This is a genomic window from Streptomyces clavifer (assembly GCF_036345975.1).
GTDB classification, from domain to species: Bacteria; Actinomycetota; Actinomycetes; order Streptomycetales; family Streptomycetaceae; genus Streptomyces; species Streptomyces clavifer.
This window is the reverse complement of the sequence record NZ_CP107793.1, coordinates 5,407,495-5,431,207: the sequence shown is the minus strand read 5'-3', so window position 1 is coordinate 5,431,207 and position 23,713 is coordinate 5,407,495. Positions and strand designations below refer to the sequence as shown.

At 71.4% G+C, this 23,713-nt stretch carries 23 protein-coding genes; 2 read left to right on the top strand and 21 right to left on the bottom strand.

Annotated features, from left to right (window positions below; genetic code table 11):
- Positions 1-74: 74 nt before the first annotated feature.
- The 15 genes from dprA to OG927_RS23865 form a co-directional block, all read right to left on the bottom strand.
- Positions 75-1,211: a DNA-processing protein DprA gene (dprA, locus tag OG927_RS23935; RefSeq protein ID WP_330321349.1), complete on the bottom strand. Its 1,137-nt coding sequence runs from the start codon at positions 1,209-1,211 to the stop codon at positions 75-77.
- Between the two features lie 191 nt (positions 1,212-1,402).
- Positions 1,403-3,025, bottom strand: a complete 1,623-nt coding sequence (locus OG927_RS23930; protein ID WP_056791144.1) for a YifB family Mg chelatase-like AAA ATPase — start codon at positions 3,023-3,025, stop codon at positions 1,403-1,405.
- Positions 3,025-3,384 (bottom strand): YraN family protein, encoded by a 360-nt coding sequence (locus OG927_RS23925; protein WP_056791141.1) that lies wholly within the window; start codon positions 3,382-3,384, stop codon positions 3,025-3,027. Before OG927_RS23925 ends, OG927_RS23930 begins: the two co-directional genes overlap by 1 nt.
- A gap of 302 nt (positions 3,385-3,686) precedes the next feature.
- Positions 3,687-3,995, bottom strand: a complete 309-nt coding sequence (locus tag OG927_RS23920) for a DUF2469 domain-containing protein (RefSeq protein ID WP_056791138.1) — start codon at positions 3,993-3,995, stop codon at positions 3,687-3,689.
- Positions 3,996-4,058: 63 nt separating this feature from the next.
- The gene (locus tag OG927_RS23915) at positions 4,059-4,547 is read right to left on the bottom strand and encodes an NUDIX hydrolase (RefSeq protein WP_056791135.1); all 489 of its coding nucleotides are present in this window, start codon (positions 4,545-4,547) and stop codon (positions 4,059-4,061) included.
- Complete coding sequence (gene lepB / locus OG927_RS23910) at positions 4,537-5,310, bottom strand: signal peptidase I (RefSeq protein ID WP_124281068.1); 774 nt, start codon at positions 5,308-5,310, stop codon at positions 4,537-4,539. The genes OG927_RS23915 and lepB (OG927_RS23910) overlap by 11 nt, the downstream gene beginning before the upstream one ends.
- Positions 5,311-5,360: 50 nt before the next feature.
- Positions 5,361-6,236: a signal peptidase I gene (gene lepB, locus OG927_RS23905; protein ID WP_056791130.1), complete on the bottom strand. Its 876-nt coding sequence runs from the start codon at positions 6,234-6,236 to the stop codon at positions 5,361-5,363.
- On the bottom strand, positions 6,154-7,212 hold the full coding sequence (lepB, locus tag OG927_RS23900; RefSeq protein ID WP_056791127.1) for a signal peptidase I: 1,059 nt from the start codon (positions 7,210-7,212) through the stop codon (positions 6,154-6,156). Before lepB (OG927_RS23900) ends, lepB (OG927_RS23905) begins: the two co-directional genes overlap by 83 nt.
- Positions 7,205-7,975 (bottom strand): signal peptidase I, encoded by a 771-nt coding sequence (gene lepB, locus OG927_RS23895; protein WP_124281069.1) that lies wholly within the window; start codon positions 7,973-7,975, stop codon positions 7,205-7,207. Before lepB (OG927_RS23895) ends, lepB (OG927_RS23900) begins: the two co-directional genes overlap by 8 nt.
- 45 nt (positions 7,976-8,020) lie before the next feature.
- Positions 8,021-8,371, bottom strand: coding sequence for a 50S ribosomal protein L19 (gene rplS, locus OG927_RS23890; RefSeq protein ID WP_056791121.1), 351 nt, complete (start codon positions 8,369-8,371; stop codon positions 8,021-8,023).
- 124 nt (positions 8,372-8,495) lie between these two features.
- Positions 8,496-9,317 (bottom strand): tRNA (guanosine(37)-N1)-methyltransferase TrmD, encoded by an 822-nt coding sequence (trmD, locus tag OG927_RS23885; protein ID WP_330321348.1) that lies wholly within the window; start codon positions 9,315-9,317, stop codon positions 8,496-8,498.
- Complete coding sequence (gene rimM / locus OG927_RS23880; RefSeq protein WP_056791114.1) at positions 9,317-9,946, bottom strand: ribosome maturation factor RimM; 630 nt, start codon at positions 9,944-9,946, stop codon at positions 9,317-9,319. The genes trmD and rimM overlap by 1 nt, the downstream gene beginning before the upstream one ends.
- 86 nt (positions 9,947-10,032) lie before the next feature.
- On the bottom strand, positions 10,033-10,272 hold the full coding sequence (locus tag OG927_RS23875; RefSeq protein ID WP_014153811.1) for an RNA-binding protein: 240 nt from the start codon (positions 10,270-10,272) through the stop codon (positions 10,033-10,035).
- A gap of 2 nt (positions 10,273-10,274) precedes the next feature.
- Complete coding sequence (gene rpsP, locus OG927_RS23870; RefSeq protein WP_056791109.1) at positions 10,275-10,715, bottom strand: 30S ribosomal protein S16; 441 nt, start codon at positions 10,713-10,715, stop codon at positions 10,275-10,277.
- Positions 10,716-10,872: 157 nt separating this feature from the next.
- The gene (locus tag OG927_RS23865; RefSeq protein WP_056791107.1) at positions 10,873-11,466 is read right to left on the bottom strand and encodes a hypothetical protein; all 594 of its coding nucleotides are present in this window, start codon (positions 11,464-11,466) and stop codon (positions 10,873-10,875) included.
- A 564-nt stretch (positions 11,467-12,030) separates the two neighbouring features.
- Here OG927_RS23865 and OG927_RS23860 point away from each other — a divergent pair.
- Positions 12,031-12,900, top strand: a complete 870-nt coding sequence (locus OG927_RS23860; RefSeq protein WP_319099228.1) for a methyltransferase domain-containing protein — start codon at positions 12,031-12,033, stop codon at positions 12,898-12,900.
- A 68-nt stretch (positions 12,901-12,968) separates the two neighbouring features.
- Here OG927_RS23860 and ffh read toward each other — a convergent pair whose 3' ends face one another.
- The 5 genes from ffh to nsdA form a co-directional block, all read right to left on the bottom strand.
- Positions 12,969-14,519, bottom strand: coding sequence for a signal recognition particle protein (ffh, locus tag OG927_RS23855; RefSeq protein WP_056791101.1), 1,551 nt, complete (start codon positions 14,517-14,519; stop codon positions 12,969-12,971).
- 188 nt (positions 14,520-14,707) lie between these two features.
- Positions 14,708-17,161, bottom strand: a complete 2,454-nt coding sequence (locus tag OG927_RS23850; RefSeq protein WP_330320749.1) for a [protein-PII] uridylyltransferase — start codon at positions 17,159-17,161, stop codon at positions 14,708-14,710.
- Between the two features lie 32 nt (positions 17,162-17,193).
- Positions 17,194-17,532, bottom strand: a complete 339-nt coding sequence (locus OG927_RS23845) for a P-II family nitrogen regulator (protein ID WP_014048583.1) — start codon at positions 17,530-17,532, stop codon at positions 17,194-17,196.
- Positions 17,529-18,878: an ammonium transporter gene (locus OG927_RS23840; protein WP_330320748.1), complete on the bottom strand. Its 1,350-nt coding sequence runs from the start codon at positions 18,876-18,878 to the stop codon at positions 17,529-17,531. Before OG927_RS23840 ends, OG927_RS23845 begins: the two co-directional genes overlap by 4 nt.
- 337 nt (positions 18,879-19,215) lie before the next feature.
- The gene (gene nsdA, locus OG927_RS23835; RefSeq protein WP_056791093.1) at positions 19,216-20,691 is read right to left on the bottom strand and encodes a transcriptional repressor NsdA; all 1,476 of its coding nucleotides are present in this window, start codon (positions 20,689-20,691) and stop codon (positions 19,216-19,218) included.
- Between the two features lie 428 nt (positions 20,692-21,119).
- Between nsdA and OG927_RS23830 the strand changes: the two genes are divergently transcribed.
- Complete coding sequence (locus OG927_RS23830; protein WP_330320747.1) at positions 21,120-21,770, top strand: bifunctional DNA primase/polymerase; 651 nt, start codon at positions 21,120-21,122, stop codon at positions 21,768-21,770.
- A 63-nt stretch (positions 21,771-21,833) separates the two neighbouring features.
- Here OG927_RS23830 and ftsY read toward each other — a convergent pair whose 3' ends face one another.
- Entirely contained in the window at positions 21,834-23,024 is a 1,191-nt protein-coding gene (ftsY, locus tag OG927_RS23825) for a signal recognition particle-docking protein FtsY (protein ID WP_124281073.1), read from the bottom strand.
- Positions 23,025-23,713 lie beyond the last annotated feature (689 nt).

The window sequence follows — 23,713 nt, the reverse complement described above, 5'->3', positions numbered from 1 at the left end:
GAAATCCGGCTCCGGAGGCCCGACCAGGCACCGCCGAGGTCGTCGGCATCACCTTTTCACCCGAATGCCCCGGGTCAACTACCGCCTCGCCGCGCGTCCCCGTTGCGTGTGGGTCCCGGCGTCAACCTCCATCCGTCGCCCTCGCGTTCGACGAACCCCAGTGAGTGCAGTTCGTACAACCGTCCGAGCGCTTCGTCCGTCGACGTACCCGCTGCCCGCGCCACGTCCCGCCCGCCCATCGTGTCCTTCCGGGGCAGCGCGTCCAGGACCCGTGCGGATACGTCGTCGAGCAGGTCCCGGGGCAGAACGGGGCCTCGTCCTTCGGGGGCGAGGTCGCCCATCTCTCCCACCAGCTCGGAGATTTCGGCGGCGCCGGTGACCAGGACGCCCTCACCCCGGAGGAGCTCGTGGACACCCGCCGAGAGTCCGCTGGTGGCGGGACCCGGGACACCCATCGTGAAGCGGCCCAGACGTTGCGCGTTCCGGGCGGTGACCAGCGAACCGCTGCGGTATTCGGCCTCCACGACGACGGTCCCCCTCGTGAGTGCGGCGATCACCCTGTTCCGAAGGATGAACCTGCTGCGCGTCGGGTGTTCCGAAGGCGGCAACTCGCCGATGACGAGTCCCTGTTCCACCATCCGTCCGATCAGCTCGGTGTGCCCCCGGGGGTAGCAGACGTCCACCCCGCAGGCCAGCACGGCAAGGGTCGCCCCGCCGGCGGCCAGCGCTCCGCGATGCGCCGCACCGTCGACCCCGAACGCCGCGCCGGACACCACCACCCAGCCCCGCTCGGCCAGTCCCGCACCGAGGGTCGCCGCCATGTGCGCGCCGTACGGTGTGCAGGCCCGGGCGCCGACCACGGCGACCGAACGCAGCGCCCAGAGCCGCAGGTCGGGCCACCCGCGCACCCAGAGCCCGATGGGCCGGGCGTCCCCGAGGTCGTTGAGCTGGGTGGGCCACTCCCTGTCACCCGGACAGAGGAACCGCCCGCCCACCGCGGCCATGTCCGCCAGGTCCCGGCCGGGGTCGGCGGTCGCGGCCCGCAGCCGGTAACCGCCCAGCCGCGCGGCGGTCATCCCTCTGAGCGTCTGGGCGGAGCCGTCCACGCAGTTCAGACGCCGTATCAGCTCGACGGCCCCGATCTCGCGGAGCCAGCCGCCCCCTCGCTCGTCGCCCGGCTCGAACACACGGGTCAGGGCGGCGCGCGCCAGCCGCTCACGGTCGCTGACGGCCCGCGCGCCGTCGACGTCCGGCGCGCCGTCGACGTCCGGCGCGCCGTCGACATCCGGCGGTCCGGCGGTTGCCGGCAGGCCGGTGGTGACCGGTGGACCGGCGGGGGCCGGTGGGCCGTTGACGCCGCGCGTAGAGTCAGCCGGGGGGCCGCCGCCGACCGGTGGGCCGTTCACCGCGTGCCCGCTTCCATGGGAACCCCTCGGTGAATGCCTGTCCGCAGCTCCAGGGCCACCGCGATGTCCGAGGCGTCCGGGCGGTCGGCGGCTCTCAGGTCGGCCAGCGTCCACGCCACGCGCAGGACCCGGTCCAGGCCCCGGGCGGTGAGCAGGCCCCGCTCCATGTCCCGCTCGGCGGCCATCAGCGCTCCGGGGGCCGCCAGTAGCCGGGTGCGCAGCTCATGGCCAGGCACTTCGCTGTTGGTGGTCCAGGGGGTGCCCGCCAGCCGCTCCGCGGCCCGCACCCTGGCCTGGCGTACCCGGGCGGCGACCTCGGCCGAGGATTCGCCCCGGCCTCCGCGCCCCATCAGGTCCGCCCGGCCGACCGGTTCGACCTCGACCCGCAGATCCACCCGGTCCAGCAGCGGCCCGGAGAGCCGGGCCTGATACCTGCGGACCACGGAGGGCGGGCATTCGCAGCCCGCACCGGCCAGCGTGTGCCGGCCGCACGGGCAGGGGTTCGCGGCAAGGATCATCAGGAAGCGGGCGGGCAGCCGCACCACCCCCGCAGCCCGTGCGACCACCACCTGTCCGGATTCCAGGGGCTGACGCAACGCGTCCAGCGCCCGCACGGAGAACTCCGGGGCCTCGTCCAGGAAGAGCACGCCCCGGTGTGCCAGGGACACCGCTCCGGGCCTCGGCAGGCCGTTGCCGCCCCCGACGAGCGACTGCATCGTCGCCGAGTGGTGCGGTGCGCAGTACGGCGCCCTGGTGACCAGGGGCTCGCCCGGCGGGAGGATGCCCGCCACCGAGTGCACCGCCGTCACCTCGAGGGATTCCTGCCGGGTCAGCGGCGGGAGGATATCCGTGAGCCGCTCGGCCAGCATGGTCTTGCCCGCACCGGGCGGGCCCGACAGCAGCAGATGGTGCCCGCCGGCCGCGGCGACCTCCAGCGCCTTGCGCGCTCTGGCCTGACCCGCGACGTCGGCCAGGTCGGGCCGGTGCCCCGTGGCTCCGGAGCCGAGCAGGGCGAGTCCCGCACCGACGCCCGCACCCGGAACCATCAGCCCGGAGGGCACGGCGTCGGGACGGCCCCGGTCGGCGACCGGTTCGTCCGGAACGGGTTCGTCACCGAGCACGGCGATCAGCTGGCGCAGGCTCCGTACACCCAGGACGGAGACGCCCGGCACGAGCGCGGCCTCCCCCGCGGTGTGCTCGGGAACGACGACCTGGCGGTATCCCGCCTCCGCGGCCGCGAGCACCGCCGGCAGCACCCCGCGCACCGGGTGCACCCGGCCGTCCAGGCCCAGCTCCCCGATCATCACCACATCGGCGATCGCCGCCGGGTCGATCCGCTCCGCCGCCCCGAGCACGGCGCACGCGACAGCGAGATCGAAACCCGATCCGCTCTTCGGTACGGAGGCCGGGGAGAGCCCCACCGTGAGCTTCTTCTGCGGCCACTCGGCCCCGGAATTCACGACGGCGGCCCTGACCCGGTCCCGGCTCTCCACGAGGCTCTTGTCCGGCAGCCCGACCAGGGTGAACGCCGCCACGCCGGGTTCGAGATCGGCCTGGACCTCCACCACCACACCTTCGACGCCCACCAGCGCCACCGAACACGCCCGCGCGAACCCCATCAGGCCACGCCCCGCACGTGCTCGGCGACCGGCGCCCCTCGCCGGGGCAGGATCACGCCGACCAGATCGATCCGGACACCGCCGGGCGGCGGCCCGCCGTGCCGGTCGAGCCAGATCTCGGCGAGCCGGCGCAGTCGGTCCGCCTTCGCGGGCGTCACAGCCTCCATCGGATGCTCGAAGGAGCCCGCCCTGCGGGTCTTCACCTCACAGACGACCACCGCGTCGCCGTCCCTGGCCACGATGTCGATCTCTCCCGTGCGACAGCGCCAGTTGCGCTGCACCACGGACATGCCTGCGTCGGCCAGCAGCCGCGCCGCCACATCCTCGCCGTACCGCCCGAGTGCCCCCCGTGCGTTCATATCGGCACCACCTCCGGTGCCGACTCTGACGTGCCCCGCCCGATCTGTTGGATCTTGGTGGATAACCCGGTCGTTGTGTATATCCCGGCCACACGGACGAGTGAGACGGCCCCCGGACGGCGCCCGGAGCGACGCCCCCGGTCACACGACAGCGGGCCGGCGAGCGACACCGGACCGACGCGGCACGAAGCATGTACGACGCCGGACCGACGCGGATCGCAGGCGGTGCGCCGAAGGACTCGAGGGACGTCGACCGGCGCGGGGGTGCCGACCCGGGAGGTGTCGACCGGCGCGAGCGCCGGTCAGCTGCCCGGAAGTTCGAGATCGCTCTTGTTGAGCTCCTCGATGTTCACGTCCTTGAAGGTGAGCACGCGCACCTGTTTGACGAACCTGGCGGGCCTGTACATGTCCCACACCCACGCGTCCGCCATGGACACCTCGAAAAAGACCTCGCCCTGGACCGAGTGCACCTGCATCTCGTAGTCGTTGGTGAGGTAGAAGCGCCGCTCGGTCTCGATCACGAATTTGAACAGACCGACGACATCGCGGTACTCCCGGTAGAGCTTCAGCTCCATCTCGGTCTCGTACTTCTCGAGGTCCTCGGCGCTCATGGCATGTTCCCCTTCAGCCGTGCGTCCCCCCATTGTGCGTCAGCCGTCCGCACCCCTCGCCGATTAGGCGATTTCGGGGGCGAGAACCAGCGGAACGCGTGGGGGACCCTCGTCGAGCAGCGTGCGCAGCAGCCCGGCGAGCCTGGTCGGGTACACCGTCTCACGCGTCGTGAGAAGTTCGGCGGAAGTCCACCACCTCAGACCGGCAACACTGCGCCGCTCCAGTTCCGTGAGGCCCCTCTGATGCGTGGTGGTCCGTGCCGTTCGAGCCAGGAAGTACCACTCGTCCTGGTCCCAGCGCCGCCCGTCGAACGGGAAGGAGCAGGTCCGCGTCCACACCACGGGGCCGAGCTCGACGTCCGTGAGGCCCGTCTCCTCGGCAAGCTCACGCAGGGCCGCGGCCTCCCGGCTCTCGTCGCCCTCCAGGCCGCCGCCCGGTGTGAACCACCAGTTCGTCGCCGGGTCCGCCGGCTCGAATCCGTGGAGCAGGAGGATCCGGTCGTCGGGGTCCAGGAGCAGGACGCGTGCGACCTTGCGCGCCTCAGCGGCCACCGGGGGACACTCCCGGCCGGCTCCGGCGGGCGGAGCGGGCCGCGAGCGGCCCGTAGGCGGCTCCTCCGAGGATGAGGAGCACACCGGCCGCCAGGGCCCCGACCTGAAGCGGCAGCGGCCCGCTGGACGACACTCCACCGGGCAGTGCGGCGAAGGCCGCCGGCCGGTCGAGCATGCCCCTCATGGGCCATGCCACGGCGTCCACCCGTGCCTCCACGGCGCTGCGCGACACGGAGCCGTGCCCCGGGTCCTCCAGGTGGACCCGGGAGTCCAGGGAGGTCGCGCGCTCGTCCCCCAGGAGGAAGAGCTGCCCCTCGGGCACGACAGCCGTGAAGTTCTGGACGGAGGCCGGGGCCCCGCCGTCGTCCGGGCCGGGCGCGGCCCCGCCCTTCGCCTGCAGATACGGTTCCTCGACGGGCTCGCCGTTGATGGTCATCCGGCCCTCGTCCTCGCAGCAGGCGACCTTGTCGCCGCCCACTCCGACGACCCGCTTCACCATCGGCACGTCGCCCCAGACGGGATCCGTGAAGACGACGACGTCACCACGCCGTACGTCGGCGCCGTCGATCCGCTGCGCGAGCACCCGCTCCCCGGGGTTCACCGTGGGGGACATCGAGTCCGTGGGCACGGTGTACGGCTTGTACACCACCGCTCCCCAGGCGAAACCGCCGAGGAAGAGCACACAGCCGACGGCCACGGCCAGGTTCGACACCATGGTGCCGAGCCGGCCGCGGCCGCCCTCCGTACGTCCTGTTCCACTCATCCCAGCGCTCCCCCGTCGGAGATCGACAATCGCTGATCCGAGTCGGCACCCTACCCGGCGGTACGCCCGCTGGTCAGCCTCCGACGGCGCCAGAACACGAGGGGCAGCGCCCCCGCTACACCCAGTGCTGCCGGCGCTACGGCGGCCGCGGCGTTCAGCCCGGGCTGGTCGAACGTGCTCGGGACCGGCAGGGTCGCCCAGCGGTTGACCGGCCAGGCGATGACGATGGCCCGTCCGACCACCTCGTCGGTGGACACCGTGCCCTGTCCGGGCAGCTCCTGGTGGTAGCGGGAGTCCAGCGAGTTCTGGCGGTGGTCACCCATCACCCAGATCCGGCCCTCGGGCACGTTGATCGGCCCGAACGGCTCGTCGTCGCACGCGCTGTTGCCCTCGAAGATGAACGACTTGTCGTCCAGCGCCTTGCCGTTGACCGTCACCGGCCCGTTCTTCTTGCACTGGACCGTGTCACCGCCGACCGCGATCACACGCTTGATCAGGTCCTTCTCCTCCGCGGACGGCATCAGCCCGATGAAGCTCAGGAACTTCTGCACCGCGTTCGGCTCGGGAGTCACGGTGTCCTCGAGCCAGCCGCCGGGGTCGTGGAAGACGACGACCTCACCGCGCTCCGGCTCCGAGCCGAACCACGGCGTCAGCTTGTCGACCAGCACCCGGTCGCCCCGCTGCAGCGTGTTCTGCATGGAGTCCGAGGGGATCGAGAACGCCTGCACCAGGAACGTCTTGATCAGCAGCGCGAGAATGAGCGCGATGCCTACGAGGAGCGGCAGCTCCTTCCAGAAGGAGCGCGGCTTCTTCTGCGCCGTGCTGCCGCTCCGGGAGTCGTCGTCACCCTCCGCCTCCGCCGGGATCCCGCCGTTCGCAGGCCGGTCCTCGGGTTCGTCGTGTCCGGATCGTGCGCCGACCGCCAAATCCCCCACATCCACTCCTCACTCCGTGCCACCGCCCGCGCACGATTCGGCGCAGGCCCACCACTCCCATAACGAGCGGGAGTTCCGCAGGGGTCGGGAGCAGGACCATTCCGTTGCGATCCTGGGAGGACACACTATTCGACGGGACCGCTTCCGCCGCCGTCCCGGCGCTCACGTCGGGGACCGAGGCGAACGCCCCGGGTTCCTCCAGCCTCCGCCAGTGGCCGAGCGGCCAGGCGATCACGACGGCCCGTCCCACGACCTCGTCCTCCGAGACTGTGCCCTTGCCCGGTTCGTCGAGGTGGAAGCGGGAGTCCGCGGAATTGGACCGGTGGTCGCCCATCACGAAGATGCGGCCCTGCGGAACCTTTACCTCGAATTGGAGCGCGGACGGCTCGTTGCCGGGATGCAGGTAGGGCTCCTCGAGCGGTACCCCGTTGACGGTGACCTTGCCGTCCGAGCCGCAGCACTTCACGGTGTCGCCCCCGACCGCCACCACACGCTTGATCAGATCCTGCTCGTCGTCGGAGGGCAGGAGCCCGATGAACGTCAGGAGCTCCTTGGCCTGCTTGATGCCGACGGGCGGGTCCTCGGTGTCGACGTTCTCCTGTTGTAGCCAGCCGCCGGGGTCCTTGAACACGACGACGTCCCCGCGCTGCGGTTCGGAGCCGAACCACGGTGTCAGCTTGTCCACCAGCACCCGGTCGCCGATCCGGATGGTCTGCTCCATCGACCCGGACGGGATCACGAAGGCCTGGACGAGGAAGGTCTTGAGCACCAGCGCGATCAGCAGCGCCACCACGACGAGGAGAGGGATCTCCTTGATCGCGGACCTGCGCCGGCGGCGCTTCACCCTGCGTGCCAGCTTCCGGCGTTCGGCCCGGGTCGGCAGCGAGCGGGCCGTGGTCGGCCGGCTCCCCGTGGGCAGCGGAACATCCGTGTCCGGCACTCCCCGCCTGCGCCCCCGGTTACCCATGCGAGGCGCCCGGCGGCCGTATGCCGGTGAAGGCGCCGGTCCCCTCCAGGGAGCCGAGCCTGCCGAGTGGCCAGCCGAGCCAGTCGACGCGCCCGATCACCCGGTCGACGGGCACCATGCCGCCCCCCGGCTGCCCCAGGTGGTCGCGGGAGTCGCGCGACTTGCCCCGGTGGTCGCCCATCATCCACAGCGTGCCGTCGGGCACCACGATGTCGAAGGCGACCTCCGACGGCTTGTCGCCCGGGTGCAGGTACTCCTCGTCCACCGAGCGGCCGTTCACCCCGAGTCTCCCCCGCTCGTCGCAGCAGACCACGCGATCGCCCCCCACCCCCACCACCCGCTTCACGAAGTCGGTCTCGGCGGGTTCGGCGAGCCCCAGGGACGCGGCCGCCCCGCGCAGCAGCGCGGTGACGGCGTCCCCCTCGGGCGTCTCCTGCACGAAGGAGCCGGTGCCGTCGAAGACCACCACGTCGCCGCGCTGTGGTTCGGAGCCGAAACGGTACGCCAGCTTGTTGACGAGCACGCGGTCCCCCACCTTCAGCGTGGGTTCCATCGAGCCGCTCGGAATGAGGAAGGGCTGCAGCACGAATGCGCTGAACAGCAGCAGGGCGACGGTGCAGAGCATGCCGAGGAAGACGGCCCGCCCCCAGGACATCGAGTCGGCGGAACGATCGGGGACATGCGTGAAGCGCGACCCCTCCTCCGCCCCGTCTGCGGGGGCGGAGGAGGGGTCGCGCTCCATGTGCTGTGCTTCCGTGTCCATCGGAGCCGGATTCTATCCGGCCGCGCTGTGGACGCCGGAGGTGAATCAGCGGTCGCGCTTCTCCTTGATCTTCGCGGCCTTGCCGCGCAGCTCACGGAGGAAGTACAGCTTGGCGCGACGGACGTCACCGCGGGTGACGAGCTCGATCTTCTCGAAGATCGGGCTGTGCACCGGGAAGGTGCGCTCGACGCCGACGCTGAAGGAGACCTTGCGGACCGTGAAGGTCTCGCTGACGCCCGAGCCCTGGCGGCGGATGACGACGCCCTTGAACTGCTGGATACGGGAGCGGTTGCCCTCGATCACGCGCACGTGGACGTTGACCGTGTCACCGGGGCGGAACGCCGGGAGGTCGGTACGGAGCGAGGCGGCGTTGACGCCATCGAGCAGGGAAGCCATGTTGTCTGCTTTCTTCGCCGATGCCACAGGTCATCGACGGGAGAGGGTGAAGTTCGGATGCTGATCACATCGGGCGGGCGTCTTTCCCCCTGTGGCAGGGGCGCACACCGGACGTACAGCGGACCTATTCTTCCACGGCCTCGGGCCTGCGCCAAAATCGTCCACCGGGCTCGGGAGACCAGCCGAGGATGGAGAGGATCTCGCGGTCCTTCTTGTCGAAGCCCGCGGCGTCGCAACGCTCAATGAGGTCGGGCCTGTTGAGGGCGGTTCTGCGGAACGCCTCGTCCCTGCGCCAGCGGGCGATCCTGCCGTGGTGGCCGCTGAGCAGGACGTCCGGGATACCGCGCCCGCGCCACTCGGGCGGCTTCGTGTACACGGGGCCTTCGAGCAGGTCGGCCATGGCTCCGGGCGCGAAGGAGTCGTCCCGGTGCGATTCGGCGTTGCCGAGCACTCCGGGCAGCAGCCGGGCCACCGCCTCCGTGATCACCAGGACGGCGGCTTCCCCGCCGGCCAGGACGTAGTCCCCGATGGACACCTCCACGACCGGCATGCGGGTGGCGTACTCCTCCGTCACCCGGCGGTCGATGCCCTCGTACCGGGCGGGGGCGAAGATCAGCCACGGCCTCTCCGAGAGCCCGACGGCCAGCTGCTGCGTGAACGGCCTCCCGCTGGGGGTCGGCACCACGAGTACCGGGGAGTGCGCCCCGGCCTCGTAGCCTTCGGCCAGCGCGTCGTCCAGGGCCTCGCCCCAGGGCTCGGTCTTCATGACCATGCCGGGGCCGCCGCCGTACGGGGTGTCGTCCACCGTGTTGTGCCGGTCGTGCGTCCAGTCGCGCAGGTCGTGGACGTGTACGTCCAGGCGGCCTCGGGAGCGTGCCTTGCCGACGAGCGAGACGTTCAGCGGTTCCAGGTACTCGGGGAAGATCGTGACGACGTCGAGCCGCATCACGCGCCGCCCTTCGCAGTCCCGCCGGCAGCTTCGTCGCCCCCGGCTCCCGGGGCCTCCTCTGCCGCTCCGTCGCTGTCGCCGTCCTCCGCGTCCCGGGTGGACGCGACGACGGCCTCGCTCTCGTCGATCAGGCCGGGGGGCGGCGTGATGACGACCCGCTGCTCCTCGAGGTCGATCTCGCCGACGATCTCCTCGACGAACGGGATCATCACCTCGCTGCCGTCCGGACGCTCCACGATGAAGAGGTCCTGGGACGGCAGGTGCGTGATCTCGGTGATCCGGCCGATCTCGGTGCCGTCGGCGAGGACCACGTCGAGGTCCATCAGCTGGTGGTCGTAGAACTCCTCGGGGTCCTCGGGGAGTTCCGCCGGGTCCACGTCGGCGATCAGCAGGGTGTTGCGGAGTGCCTCGGCCGCCGTGCGGTCCCGTACGCCCTCGAACCGCAGCAGCAGCCTGCCGCTGTGCACCCGGCCCGTCTCGATCGTCAGGGGCCCCGTCTCCGCCGGCTCCGTGGCCAGGACGGCCCCGGGCCCGAGCCGGAGCTCGGGCTCGTCGGTGCGCACCTCGACGGTGACCTCGCCCTTGATGCCATGGGCGCGACCGATCCGCGCAACTACCAACTGCACGCTACTTCTCCCGGTGGTGGTGTAGGGACGACAAAGGCCGGGGAAGGCTCGAAAGCCCTCCCCGGCCCCGGCCGGTGTTCAACTCTTCAGCGAACCTGGTCCACATCGACGAGGTCGACACGAATACCACGGCCGCCGATGGCACCCACGACGGTACGCAGGGCGCGCGCGGTGCGGCCGTTACGGCCGATCACCTTACCGAGGTCGTCCGGGTGAACCCGGACCTCGAGCACGCGTCCACGGCGCAGGTCACGCGAGGCGACCTGCACATCGTCGGGGTTGTCGACGATGCCCTTCACGAGGTGCTCAAGAGCCTCCTCGAGCATGCTCAGGCCTCGGTCGACTCGGTGGACGCAGCAGCGTCGGCCGCCTCGTCCGCCTTCTTGTCCGACTTCTTGGCCTTCTGGGTGATGGCCTCACCCTTGGCCTCGTCGCCGTCCGTGGTGAGAGCCTCGAACAGGGCGCGCTTGTCAGCCTTGGGCTCCGGCTGCAGCAGCGGCGCGGGGGCCGGGAGACCCTTGTGGGCCTGCCAGTCACCGGTGAGCTTCAGGATCGCGAGGACGGCCTCGGTCGGCTGGGCGCCGACGGAGAGCCAGTACTGCGCGCGCTCTGCGTTGACCTCGATGCGCGAGGGGTTCCGCACCGGGTGGTACAGGCCGATCTCCTCGATGGCCCTGCCGTCACGGCGGGTGCGGGAGTCGGCGACGACGATGCGGTAGTGAGGCGAACGGATCTTGCCCAGACGCTTCAGCTTGATCTTGACTGCCACGGAAGTGGTGTCTCCTGGTCTCTGACGTGGTTGGGCACAACTAGATGCCACGTGGGGTTGCGGTACTCGGAGTGCCCGATGGACGCGTCAGCCGGAGGAGAGAGGGGTCCTATGCGACTGTCGAGTACAGCTAGCCATTGTGCCACACCACATCGGGTCACCCCACCGCGACCGCTGCTTCGGGGATACGGAAGGGCTTGCCGCAGCCGCCGCAGACGATCGGCGCCTGGGCGAGGACCGAGGGCACGACCCGGACGTTGCGCCCGCAGTCGCAGACGGCCTTGACCCGCACACCTCCCCCGGAGGAGCCGTGCCGGGCGGCGGGGCCGCGGAAGGAGCGCTTGGTGTCGGCGGCGGTGGCCACGGTGTGCGCCTTGAGCGCACGCTGGAGCCGTTCCGTCGTCGGGCGGTATCTGCGTTTGGCCTCCGCGTTCAGCGTCACCAGCGAGAATCCGCTGCTGGGGTGGGGCTCCTCGGCATGGTCGAGGCCCAGCTCCTCCGCGATCGCGAGGAAACGCCGGTTGTGGTAGCGGCCCGCCCGCGAGGTGTCCCGGACACCTCGTGCGGCGGCGATGCCGTGGACTGCCTCGTGAAGCAGTCGTTCGAAGGAGAGCTCGGCGCCACAGGCGGACGAGGACTCTCCGATCAGGGACTCTGGCGCGGCAAGATCGGGCAGCTCGGAGTGGTACCGCTGAATGTCGGCCCACGCCTGTGCCAGCTCTGCGGCAAGTACAGGTGGTGTCGTGCTCACGTCGTGATAACGAGCCTGAGGGCTCCGGTGTTCCTATTCCGGGGCATCCCAAATAATTTGCACGTACCAGTCAGTTGCCGCTGATGCGCTCGGACGAGGGCGGGTGCGCAGATCTGCGGAGAAGTCACACAGCTCGCATCAAGACGGTACGTAGCGTGTCGTACGCGCCGGACCGTAGAAGGGCCTTCGTGGGCGACATTACCCGGCATGGAGCAGCCGGCACGAACCCGAGCCCGGCGGGGCCGGAGCCCTCGACGTGCCGCCCCCCGCATGTCGGGTAAGACTGTGAGGAGCGAGCCTCGGGCGCACCGGTCCCGGCGCCCGCCGTCACGACCCGGAGCCGGGGGCGCACGACCGGAGCACGCAAGCAATGCCACCCGACCCCTGGACGGGACCGCGGATGCGGAGTTCTCTGGCATACGGGGGGATGCGGGCGCCCAGGACGCGGCACACGCATCACGGAACGCGGCATGCGCACCACCTGCCGCACAGAGCACGGCGCACGTACACATGGGGGACCTCACTCGGGCACGACCGACCTCTCGGCGGATTGGGGCGCATCCCATGACACCCACGCTCGTCCGGCACCACAGGTATGCGGACTCGACCGCCACGGTGGACGCCGGTACCCGTGCCCGCGACTGGGCCGAGATCCAGGAGCGCATGCTGGCGCCGCTCTACGAAGCCGTGTTCGAGCGGCTCGAAGTCGGGGCCGGCACCCGGATGCTCTCCCTCGGCTGCGGTTCCGGGCTCGCGCTGCTGATCGCGGCGTCCCGGGGGGCACACGTCACCGGCTGCGACACCGACCGTGAACGTCTCGCCCTGGCGCGCGAGCGCTTCGCGTCCGGCGCGGGACAGGAACCGGCCGGGACGGCGCCGCGGGCGCGGGCCAGGCTCGTGGACGACGTCCCGTCGGCGGCCGCGCCCGCCGGAGAGGCGCCCTACGACCTGCTCACCGCGTTCGATCCGATCGGTTGCGCCGCCGGCGACTGTGACGGTCTCGCACCCGCCCTGACCTCCGCCGTGCCGCTGGCCGCGCGAGGGGCCACCGTGGTGCTGACCGGATGGGGGCCGCCGGAGCGCTGCGCGACGGCCCCGGTGCTCCGGGTGGCGGCCCGGCTCGCCGAGTCGTCGCGCACCGCGCGCTCCGGGAGCGGCTGGCGCCCGCCGCTGCGGGACGACCTCGAAGAGGTGGCCGCGCGGGCCGGGCTGAAGCCGGACGGTTCCGGCCGGGTCTCCTGCCCGTTCGGCTACGCCGACCTGGACAGCGCCGTGCGCGGCCTGTTGTCGACCGGGCTGTTCGACGCGGCGATCCGGGCGACGGACCGCTCCCAGGCGGAGAAGGAGGTCGCGGAAGCGCTGCATCCGCACCTGCGGCCCGACGGCACGGTCTGGATGCCGAACGTCTTCCGCTACCTGGTGTGCGTCACCTGACGAGAACGGTGCGGAACGGCGAAGGGGCGCCCGCGAGCGGGCGCCCCTTCGTCATGCCGGCAGGCCGGTCAGCCCATGAACTTCTTGAACTCGTCCGGCAGCTCGAAGTTCTTGTCCTCCTGGGCCGGCAGCCCGAAGGCACCGCCCTGCGCCGCCGCCTGCTCGCGGCGGGCCGCGGCCGCCTGCTCCTCGGCCTTGCGCTTCATCGGGTTGCCGCTCTTGCGCTTGCCCTTGGCCTGCTTGATCTGCTTCTTCTGACGGCCGGGACCGCCGCCCATGCCCGGCATCCCGGGCATCCCCGGCATGCCGCCGCCCTGGGCCATCTTCGACATCATCTTGCGGGCCTCGAAGAACCGCTCGACGAGGTTCTTCACCGCGGAGACCTCGACGCCCGAACCCTTGGCGATACGGGCCCGGCGCGAGCCGTTGATCACCGTGGGCTCGGCACGCTCGTGCGGTGTCATCGACTTGATGATCGCGGCCGTGCGGTCCACGTCCCGCTCGTCGATGTTGCTGATCTGGTCCTTGATCTGCCCCATGCCGGGCAGCATCCCGAGCAGCTTGGAGATGGAGCCCATCTTCCTGACCTGCTCCATCTGCGCCAGGAAGTCGTCGAGCGTGAAGTCCTTGCCCTTGCTCGACGCCAGCTTGGAGGCCATTTTGGCGGCCTCTTCCTGGCTGAAGGTCTTCTCCGCCTGCTCGATCAGGGTGAGCAGGTCACCCATGTCGAGAATGCGGGACGCCATGCGGTCGGGGTGGAACGCGTCGAAGTCCTCGAGCTTCTCACCGTTCGAGGCGAACATGATCTGCTTGCCCGTGACATGGGCGATCGACAGGGCGGCACCGCCGCGGGCGTCGCCGTCGAGCTTGGAGAGCACCACGCCGTCGAAGCCGACGCCGTCGCGGAAGGCCTCGGCGGTGTTGACCGCGTCCTGGCCGATCATCGCGTCGACGACGAAGAGGATCTCGTCGGGGCTGACGGCGTCGCGGATGTCCGCGGCCTGCCGCATCAGCTCCTCATCGATGCCGAGACGGCCGGCGGTGTCGACGATGACGATGTCGTGGACCTTGGCCTTGGCGAACTCGATGGAGTCCTTGGCGACCTTGACCGGGTCGCCCACGCCGTTGCCGGGCTCCGGCGCGTACACCGCGACACCCGCGCGGTCGGCGACGACGCTCAGCTGGTTGACGGCGTTGGGGCGCTGGAGGTCGCAGGCGACGAGCAGCGGGGAGTGGCCCTGGCCCTTGAGCCAGAGACCGAGCTTGCCGGCGAGGGTCGTCTTACCGGCACCCTGGAGACCCGCGAGCATGATCACGGTCGGCGCGGTCTTGGCGAACCGGAGCCGCCGGGTCTCGCCACCGAGGATGCCTACGAGCTCCTCGTTGACGATCTTGATCATCTGCTGCGCCGGATTCAGCGCCTGGGAGACCTCGACCCCCCGCGCCCGCTCCTTGACGTTGGCGATGAAGGACCGGACGACGGGCAGCGCGACGTCGGCCTCGAGCAGGGCGATTCGGATCTCGCGAGCCGTGGCGTCGATGTCCGCCTCGGACAAGCGGCCCTTGCCCCTGAGGTTCTTGAAAGTCGCGGCAAGGCGGTCGGAGAGAGTATCGAACACGGCGCTCGTCGGTCCTCAGGGTCGGGGGTGGTGGCAGGTCAATCGCCCTCCAGGGTATCCGGACCCCGCCGAACGCAAAGACCTCGCCCGATTCTCGTGGTGAACGGCCCGGTACCGAAGGCCACCTCTCGTGACGAACGGCCGGTGCCGGGGGCCGCCCCCGGGCGTGGACGGCCCGGCGCCCAGGGTCACGCCAGCGCCTTCTCCACCTCCCTGGCCAGCGCCGCCGCACGCTCCCCGGCCAGCGGCGCACCGTCCGCGTCGGTGACGTAGAAGGCGTCCACCGCGTTCGCGCCCAGCGTCGAGATGTGTGCGCTGCGGACCCGTACGGCGGTCTGTTCCAGCGCCCGGCCGATCCGGTGCAGCAGTCCGGGGGCGTCCTGGGCGCGCACCTCGATCACCGTGGCGAGCCGCGAGCCCGCCGCCGCGACGGTGACTCTGGGCGGCGGCGCCTTGACCCCGCGCCGCCGCGGGTAGGCGGCCTCGCGTTCGGCGAGGCGGGCCCGGATGTCGAGGGAGCCGTCCAGGGCGCGTACGAGGTCGGCGCGGAGCCGGGAGGCCTGCGGGAGGGAACCGTACTCGGCGGCCACCCGCCAGCTGAGCACCAGCAGACCGGCCGACTCGCCCAGCTCGGTGGGGAGCTCGACGGCCCGCAGGTCCGCCGCGCGGACGGTGAGGCGGTGCAGGGCGAGGACGCCGGCCGCCGCGGGGAGCACTCCGGGCCGGTCGGGCAGCGCGATGAGGAGTTCCACGCCGACGGGTTCCGGTTCGCCGTCCCCGGAGGCGGGTTCGGGCTGGGTGTGCAGGGACAGGACCGGTTCGCCGGTGCGCAGTGCCTCGACGGCGAGGCGTTCCTGCTCGGCGCTGGGGGCGAGCGGTTCCGGTGCGGCGGGCTCCTCGCCCGCGAGGAGCGAGGCGGCCCGCCTGACCAGGTCCGTGACCAGGGAGGCGCGCCAGGAGCTCCACGCGGCGGGGCCGGTGGCCAGCGCGTCGGCCTCGGTGAGGGCGTGCAGGAGCTCCAGGGTGGAGGCGCTGCCCACGGCGTCGGCGACGGAGCGGACGGTCGCGGGGTCGTCCAGGTCACGCCGGGTGGCGGTCTCGATGAGCAGCAGGTGGTGTCGTACGAGGGTGGCGACGACCCCCACGTCCTGTTTGTCGAAGCCGATGCGGGCGGCCATGTCGCGGGCGATGACCTCACCGGCGACGGAGTGGTCCCCGGGCCAGCCCTTGCCGATGTCGTGGAGCAGGGCCGCGACCAGGAGGAGGTCGGGGCGGCCGACGCGGCGGGTGAGGGAGGCGGCGCGCACGGCCGTCTCGACGAGGTGGCGGTCGACGGTCCAGGTGTGGACCGGATTGCGCTGCGGACGGCAGTGGACCCGCTCCCAGTCGGGCAGCAGCCGGGTGATGATGCCTTCCGCTTCCAGGGCTTCCCAGACGCCGACGGTGGATTCACCGGCGCCGAGCAGGGTGACGAGCTCCTCGCGGGCCTCCGCGGGCCACGGCACGGGCAGCGGCTGGGCGGCTGTCCGGAGGTGGCGTACGAGGTGGCGGGAGAGCGGCAGCCCGGACTCGGCCGCCGCGGCGGCGGCCCTGAGGGTGAGGACGGGGTCCTTCTCGGGGCGGGCGGTGCGGGCGAGGACGACTTCGCCGTCGGCCTCGACCACGCCCTCGGCGAGCGGGGTGCGCTCCGGGGCGGCCTTGGCGCCGCCGCCGAGGATCGCCCGCAGCCGGGGCCGCACGGAGCGGGCGCGCAGCACGCGGTTGACCTCGCGCCAGGTGACGTCGGTGGCGTACGAGACGGTCCGGGCGGCCTCGTACACCTGGCGCAGCAGGGCGTCGGCGTCGAGGAGGCCGAGCGCTCCGGCGACCTGGTCCTGTTCCTGCAGGGCGAGGCGGTCGGTGGCCCGGCCGGTGCTGAGGTGGAGGGCGTCGCGCGCGTCGAGAAGGGTGCGGCGGGCTTCGGCGAGTCCTTCGCGGGGGGCGTCGGCGACCCAGGAGGCGGCGACGGCGCGCAGTGCGGTGGCGTCGCGGAGACCGCCGCGGGCCTCCTTGAGGTCGGGTTCCAGGAGGTACTGGAGCTCGCCCATGCGTTCGGCGCGTTCCCGGCAGAGCTCGTCGAGGGCGGGGAGGCGTTTGGGTGCCTGGTTGCGCCAGTCGGCGAGGATCGCGGTGCGCAGGCCGGCGACCAGTCCGAGGTCTCCGGCGACGGGGCGTGCGTCGAGGAGGCCGAGCTGGACCTTGAGGTCCTCCCCCGCGGTCCCGCGTGCCTCGCCGGGGGTGCGTACGGAGTGGTCGAGGGCCAGGCCGAGGTCCCAGACGGGGTACCAGATGCGGTCGGCGAGGGAGGCGATGGCTCCGGCGTCGGCGCTGCCGTCGTGCAGGAGCAGGAGGTCGAGGTCGCTGCGCGGGGAGAGTTCGCCGCGGCCGTACCCGCCGACCGCGACGAGGGCGGCGCCCCGGACGCCCGACTCCTCGGCGGCCGCCGTGAACAGCGCGGTCAGCCAGTCGTCGGTGAGGCGTGCGAGGGCCGCACGGCGCGGCGGCCCGGACTGCGTCTTCTCCTGGAGAAGACGCAGCCGGGCCGCCGCGTAGCCGCTGGGTCCCGAGTCCTCGGATTCGGTGGTCACTTCGGTGCTCGTCACCCAGCTGCCTTTCCGTTCACGGGAACCGTCGGTCAGAGTGCGTCCGGACCGCGTTCGCCGGTCCGTACGCGGATCGCGGTCTCGACCGGGACGCTCCAGACCTTGCCGTCACCGATCTTGCCGGTCCGGGCGGCCTTGACGACGACGTCGATGAGCTGTTCGGCGTCCTCGTCCTCGACGAGGACCTCGATGCGGATCTTCGGTACGAGGTCGACGGTGTACTCGGCGCCCCGGTAGACCTCGGTGTGTCCGCGCTGCCGCCCGTAACCGCTGGCCTCCGTGACCGTGAGGCCCTGGACGCCGAAGGCCTGGAGGGCCTCCTTGATCTCGTCCAGCCTGTGCGGCTTCACGACTGCGGTGATGAGCTTCATGCGTCCACCTTCTTGTTCGTCGGGGTTGCCGGGGCACCGGGGGCCGGAGTGTTGCGCGGGGCCGCTCCGCCGCCGGCGCCGCTGAAGTCGTAGGCCGTCTCGGCGTGCTCGACCTGGTCGATTCCGGAGATCTCGTCGTCCTCGGAGACGCGCATCCCGATCGTCCTGTCCAGGATGAGGGCGAGGACCGCGGAGACGACCAGAGAGTACGCGAGGACCGCGAACACTCCGACGGCCTGCTTGCCGAGCTGCTCGAGGCCGCCGCCGTAGAAGAGGCCCTTGGCGTCGGACTGCACTCCGCCGGTGGCGAAGAAGCCGACGAGGAGGGAGCCGATGATGCCGCCGACGAGGTGGACGCCGACGACGTCCAGGGAGTCGTCGTAGCCGAACTTGTACTTCAGGCTGACGGCCATGGCGCACAGGACACCGGCGATGACGCCGACCGCGATGGCGCCCAGCGGGCTGACCGCACCGCCCGCGGGGGTGATGGCGACGAGTCCGGCGACGGCGCCGGAGGCGGCGCCCAGGGTGGTGAAGGAGCCGTGGCGGATCTTCTCGTAGGCGAGCCAGCCCAGGACGGCCGCACCGGTGGCGACCTGCGTGTTCACGAACATGACGGCGCCGACGCCGTCGTCGTTGCCGAGCCACGAGCCGGCGTTGAAGCCGAACCAGCCGAACCACAGGAGGGCGGCACCGAGCATGACGAGCGGCAGGCTGTGCGGCCGCATCGGGTCCTTCTTGAAGCCGACCCGCTTGCCGATGACGAGGATCACACCGAGGGCCGCTGCACCCGCGTTGATGTGGACGGCGGTACCGCCGGCGAAGTCGATGACACCCAGCTCGAAGAGCCAGCCGCCCGCGCCCCACACCCAGTGGGCGACGGGGAAGTAGACGACCGTGACCCAGAGGGTGATGAACAGGGCCCACGAGGTGAACTTGACCCGGTCGGCGAGGGCGCCGCTGATGAGGGCCGGGGTGAGCACGGCGAACATCAGCTGGAAGACCGCGAAGACGTAGGTCGGGATGGTGTAGCCGTCCCAGAGCTCGGTGACGCCGATTCCGCTGAACCCGACGAAGTCCGAGCTCCAGCCGATGACGGAGCCGACGTCCGTGCCGAAGGCGAGGCTGAATCCGTAGAGCACCCACAGGATCGTGACGATCCCGAGGCTGATGAAGCTCATCATCAGCATGTTCAGGGTGCTCTTGACGCGGACCATGCCTCCGTAGAAGAAGGCCAGACCCGGGGTCATGAGCATCACCAGCGCGGAGCAGATGAGCATGAACCCTGTGTTGGCGGCAGACAGCTCGGGGGCGTCTGCGGCAAGCGTCGTGATGCCTGGGGGCATCGGCGTCTCCTCGTCGTCGGTGCGGCCACGTGCGGGGGTGCGGGACCACGGTGAAAAGGTGCGGGCCGGTTATGCGCCATGAGATTCGCGCAGCGCGGTTTCCACGAATGCCGCACGGTGTTTCACCGCAGTGACGAAGGGGCGTGAAGTGTTACGTCCGAATGAACCGCGGGCGTCGGACCCGGTGTGCTGCCTACCATGCCGGTTGCGCCGCATACGGTGCGGTTGGGATGCCGAGGACGTGAACCGGCCACGGCAGCCACCCGCTGACCTGGCGATGGGGGAGCCGAGTCGGGATGTACGGGATGGCTGCCGTGGCTGGTGGCGGGAGGGCCGGTCAGACCGCTTCGGCGGTCTCCGGGAGCTGCTCGGTGAGCAGGTCGGTGAGCCGGGCGACCTCGGGAATGTCGCCGAAGTCCCTGGCAGCGGTGTCGACGGTCTTGCGGAGCCGGGTGTTGACGCGCTCCGACCTGACCTTCTTGGCGATCTTCAGGGCCTTGGTGGCCAGCACGGTCGACTCCTCGGGTTCCCGCTGGAGGAGGTGCACGGTGGCCATGCCGATCAGATTGAGCGCGTAGGACCTCTGGTGCTCGTCGTCGTCGCCGAAGAGCTCCACGGCGCGGGCCATGACGGGCTCGGCGAGTGAGGCGTACGTGGGGCTCCGGCCCGCGACGTACGCCAGGTCACGGTAGGAGTGGGCGTTCTCGCCGTGCAGTTCGGCGTCGGAGAAGAAGCGGATCCAGTCGGGCTCGGGCTCGTCGTCGAAGACGGCGTCGGCGAAGGTGTCCTCGGCCATCCTGACCGCTCTTCTGCACTTGCTGGGCTGGCCCATGTTGGCGTATGCGCGCGCCTCCATCGCATACAGCATGGCCTGGGTGCGCGAGGTGGCGCACTCGCGGCTGCCGTACTGGGCGAGATGGATGAGTTCGAGGGCGTCGTCGGGCCGCCCGAGGTGGATCATCTGGCGGCTCATGCTGGACAGGATGTAGGAGCCCAGCGGCTTGTCCCCGGCCTCCTTGGACGCGTGCAGGGCGAGGACGAAGTACTTCTGGGCGGTGGGCTGGAGGCCCACGTCGTAGCTCATCCAGCCCGCCAGCTCGGCCAGTTCGGCCGCACACCGGAAGAGGCGGCGGGCGGTCTCCTCGGGCTGGGGTTCCTGCAACAGGTCGGTGACCTCGTGGAGTTGACCGACGACGGCCTTGCGGCGCAGTCCTCCCCCGCACTGGGCGTCCCACTGGCGGAACATCGCCGTGGTGGACTCCAGCAGGTCGAGCTCGGGCAGGGAGAGCCGCGAGGGCCGGCTCCCGGCCGCCGCCGGCACCGGCTCCGGCCGCCCCGAGGGGGGGGCGGGCACCAGCCAGCGCTGCATCGGCTCGATGAGGGTGGGGCCCGCTGCCAGGGCGAGGGAGCTGCCGAGGAAGCCGCGCCGGGCCAGCATGAGGTCGCTGCGGGAGAACTCGCTGAGCAGCGCGACGGTCTGCGGGCCCGCCCAGGGCAGGTCGACCCCGGCGACCGACGGCGACTGATGGGCGGTGCGCAGCCCGAGGTCCTCCACCGCGACGACGGCTCCGAAGCGTTCGGAGAAGAGCTCGGAGAGGATGCGCGGGATCGGCTCGCGGGGCTGTTCCCCATCGAGCCACCGCCGCACCCGGGAGGTGTCGGTGCTGATGTGGTGGGCGCCCATCTGGCGTGCCCGCCGGTTCACCTGGCGCGCGAGCTCGCCCTTGGACCAGCCGCTGCGCACGAACCACGATCCCAACTGCCCGTTGGGGCGCCTCCCGGCACTCGTCTCGCCTGCGCCGCTGCCACTCACTGGAACGCCCCCATCCCGCTGAAACCTGTCGCGCGAACCTCTATCAGAATGCCGTGCATCAGCGCTGCCCGTACGGACGTTGCGCGCCACCGAACAGAGGAGCGGGTTGCCCGGGGCATACCCGTGAGCGCGCATGCAATTGCAGGGTCCGGGTACCGACGGTAATCCTACGATCACCGCTCCGGCGAGGGCGATCGTGGAAACGCCACCATTCGCCACCCCTTCGGATGAACCCGCTCCGGGCCGTCCGCGATTCACTTGACATGCCGCGATCAGGAACAAGCGGAGTGAAGCATTCAGGGGCGCGCGGCGGGATCACGCACCCTCCTGGAGCCCGCTCAATGCGCCGTCCGGTCCGTGGCGACGGCACAGGATGCTCAGGGACTCCGGGTCGTAACCACCGGTGAGTCGGACCCGTTGGAGGGGGCATGGGCTTCACGATCGGCGGCATCCGCGAGATGCGTTCCGGCTCGCGGCGGCGCGACCGCGCGGCAGCCGGCGCGACCGCGGTGGCGGAGTACACAGGACTCTGGGGATGGGCAGTGGCTCCGGGCGCGCGGGCCGCGGCCGGCGTCTGCTCGTGCGGCGACGCCGGGTGCGCCGCCCCCGGTGCCCATCCGTTGGACTTCGCCCGCGAGGTCCCGGCGGGCGCCGCGCCCGGCGTCGCCGCGGAGGTCTGGGCAGAGGTGCCGGGCGCCTCGATGCTGCTTCCGGTGGGCCGCACCTTCGACGTGCTCGACGTCGCCGAGCCCGCGGGCCGGCACGCGCTGGTCCGGATGGAGCGGATGGGCCTGCCGCTGGGCCCGGTCGCCGTGACACCGACGGGCCGGACACAGTTCCTCGTCGCCCCGGGGGCCGCGAACGGCCTGCCCGGGCTGCTCTACCGGATGGGCTGGGACGACGCGGACCTGGATCTGCGGGCGTTCGGCCCGGGCTCGTACATCACCGCTCCCCCCTCCGACCTGGGCGGCCTCGGCCCGGTCCGCTGGCTGCGCCCGCCGGTGACGGGCACGGCCGTGACACCTCCGCAGGCGCGGCTACTGCTCGGCACCCTGGCCTACATATGCCACCGCTCCTGACGACGCAAGGGCGGTGGACCCCCTCGGGGTCCACCGCCCTTGTGCCGTACACGGTATGTGCGGTCAGTCGCCGATCAGCGCGTCGACGAAGGCCTCCGGCTCGAACGGAGCCAGGTCGTCCGGCCCTTCACCGAGGCCGATGAGCTTCACGGGTACGCCCAGCTCGCGCTGGACGGCGATGACGATGCCGCCCTTGGCGGTGCCGTCCAGCTTGGTGAGGACGATGCCGGTGATGTCGACGACCTCGGCGAACACCCTCGCCTGAACGAGTCCGTTCTGCCCGGTCGTGGCGTCCAGGACGAGCAGGATCTCGTCGAGCGGCCCGTGCTTCTCCACGACCCGCTTGACCTTGCCGAGCTCGTCCATCAGGCCCGTCTTGGTGTGCAGCCGGCCTGCGGTGTCGATGAGCACCACGTCGGCACCCTCGGCGATGCCCTCCTTCACGGCGTCGAAGGCGATCGACGCGGGGTCGCCGCCCTCGGGCCCGCGGACCGTACGGGCGCCGACCCGCTCGCCCCAGGTCTGGAGCTGGTCGGCAGCCGCGGCGCGGAAGGTGTCGGCGGCGCCGAGCACGACGCTGCGGCCGTCGGCGACGAGCACCCGGGCCAGCTTGCCCGTCGTGGTCGTCTTGCCCGTGCCGTTGACCCCGACGACCATCACGACACCGGGCGTCTCGGCGCCGCCCTCCGTCCGGACCGCACGGTCGAGGTCGGGGCCGAGCAGGGCGACGAGCTCCTCGCGCAGCAGCGCGCGCAGCCCGTCGGGTGTACGGGTGCCGAGGATCCGGACCCGCTCCCGGAGCCGCTCCACCAGCTCCTGGGTGGGGGCGACGCCGACGTCGGCCGTGAGGAGCGTGTCCTCGATCTCCTCCCAGGTGTCCTCGTCGAGGTTGTCGCGCGACAGGAGCGTGAGCAGCCCCTTGCCCAGCGAGTTCTGCGAGCGGGCCAGCCGGGTGCGGAGCCGCACGAGACGGCCCGCGGTGGGCTCGGGCACCTCGAGCGCGGGGACTTCCGGCTCGATGACCACCGGGGCTTCCCCGACGGGGGTCCCGGCCTCCTCGATGGTGCGCCGCGCTTCGTCGCGCGGCGCCTCGGCTTCCTCACCGACGTGGGGTTCGGCGGGAGGAGTGATGGTCGGCGTGCTCGACGGCGCCGAGGGCGGCAGCTGCTTCTTCTTGCGGCTGCTGACCACGAGCCCGCTGATCAGGCCGACCGCGACCAGGGCGATGATGACAGCAAGGATGACGATTTCCATAACCTGTCCAGTATCGGCCACGAAAGGTGGGGAATCGCAGAAGGTGCGAACCCGTGACTGTACGCGTACGGGCAATCACGACCCCCCTGAGTCCCTCCGGCAGAACACCTCTGATCTGCGTCTCTGGTGCAGTCGAGCGTGTGTGTGCACGTCGACGCAGGGCTGCGTCCGCCCCTTCGGTCTCCATCGACACAAGGTCATGACCGCGCGTGTCCTTGCCCTGACCAGCGGCGTTCGCGGAACCTGCGAGTTTTTCGCGATGTGTGCGAGGCGGCCCATGACGGATCGGCTCACCTGTGGTCCGGCGTCCGGTGTGCCCCTGCTGCACCCGGGCCATGAACGGCCGCGCACGTGGACGAGTTCGCCACCGAGGCGCTCACGGTGCGGCACCCTGCTCACGAACGCGGTGATGCCGGGGTGGCCCGCCCTCCCCGGACGGCTACGGCCGGGCGCCCGCCGCCGTCCGGGGAGGGCCTGAGGCTCCGCAGCGCCGCCCGCGCACGTCGACGAGGCCGGGACCGGCCACGACGTCCTGCACCTGTACGCCACCGGGGAGCCCTTACCGGTGAACGGGCGACCCGGGTGACAGCTGGCCAGTCGGCACTTCGCGGTGGGCCGACTGCGTCGGCGGCAGCGATGCCGGTAGCAGGGCGAGGGCTGCGAGTCCGGCGAGGACCCTCGGGGTGGGG

Coding starts and splice junctions, on each gene's coding strand:
- OG927_RS23930 (WP_056791144.1), bottom strand. CDS start 3,025: ATGGGGTTCGCGCGGGCGTGTTCGGTGGCGCTGGTGGGCGTCGAAGGT.
- OG927_RS23925 (WP_056791141.1), bottom strand. CDS start 3,384: ATGAACGCACGGGGGGCACTCGGGCGGTACGGCGAGGATGTGGCGGCG.
- OG927_RS23920 (WP_056791138.1), bottom strand. CDS start 3,995: ATGAGCGCCGAGGACCTCGAGAAGTACGAGACCGAGATGGAGCTGAAG.
- lepB (WP_124281068.1), bottom strand. CDS start 5,310: ATGAGTGGAACAGGACGTACGGAGGGCGGCCGCGGCCGGCTCGGCACC.
- lepB (WP_056791127.1), bottom strand. CDS start 7,212: ATGGGTAACCGGGGGCGCAGGCGGGGAGTGCCGGACACGGATGTTCCG.
- lepB (WP_124281069.1), bottom strand. CDS start 7,975: ATGGACACGGAAGCACAGCACATGGAGCGCGACCCCTCCTCCGCCCCC.
- rplS (WP_056791121.1), bottom strand. CDS start 8,371: ATGGCTTCCCTGCTCGATGGCGTCAACGCCGCCTCGCTCCGTACCGAC.
- trmD (WP_330321348.1), bottom strand. CDS start 9,317: ATGCGGCTCGACGTCGTCACGATCTTCCCCGAGTACCTGGAACCGCTG.
- OG927_RS23875 (WP_014153811.1), bottom strand. CDS start 10,272: ATGCTCGAGGAGGCTCTTGAGCACCTCGTGAAGGGCATCGTCGACAAC.
- OG927_RS23860 (WP_319099228.1), top strand. CDS start 12,031: ATGACACCCACGCTCGTCCGGCACCACAGGTATGCGGACTCGACCGCC.
- OG927_RS23845 (WP_014048583.1), bottom strand. CDS start 17,532: ATGAAGCTCATCACCGCAGTCGTGAAGCCGCACAGGCTGGACGAGATC.
- OG927_RS23840 (WP_330320748.1), bottom strand. CDS start 18,878: ATGCCCCCAGGCATCACGACGCTTGCCGCAGACGCCCCCGAGCTGTCT.
- OG927_RS23830 (WP_330320747.1), top strand. CDS start 21,120: ATGGGCTTCACGATCGGCGGCATCCGCGAGATGCGTTCCGGCTCGCGG.
- ftsY (WP_124281073.1), bottom strand. CDS start 23,024: ATGGAAATCGTCATCCTTGCTGTCATCATCGCCCTGGTCGCGGTCGGC.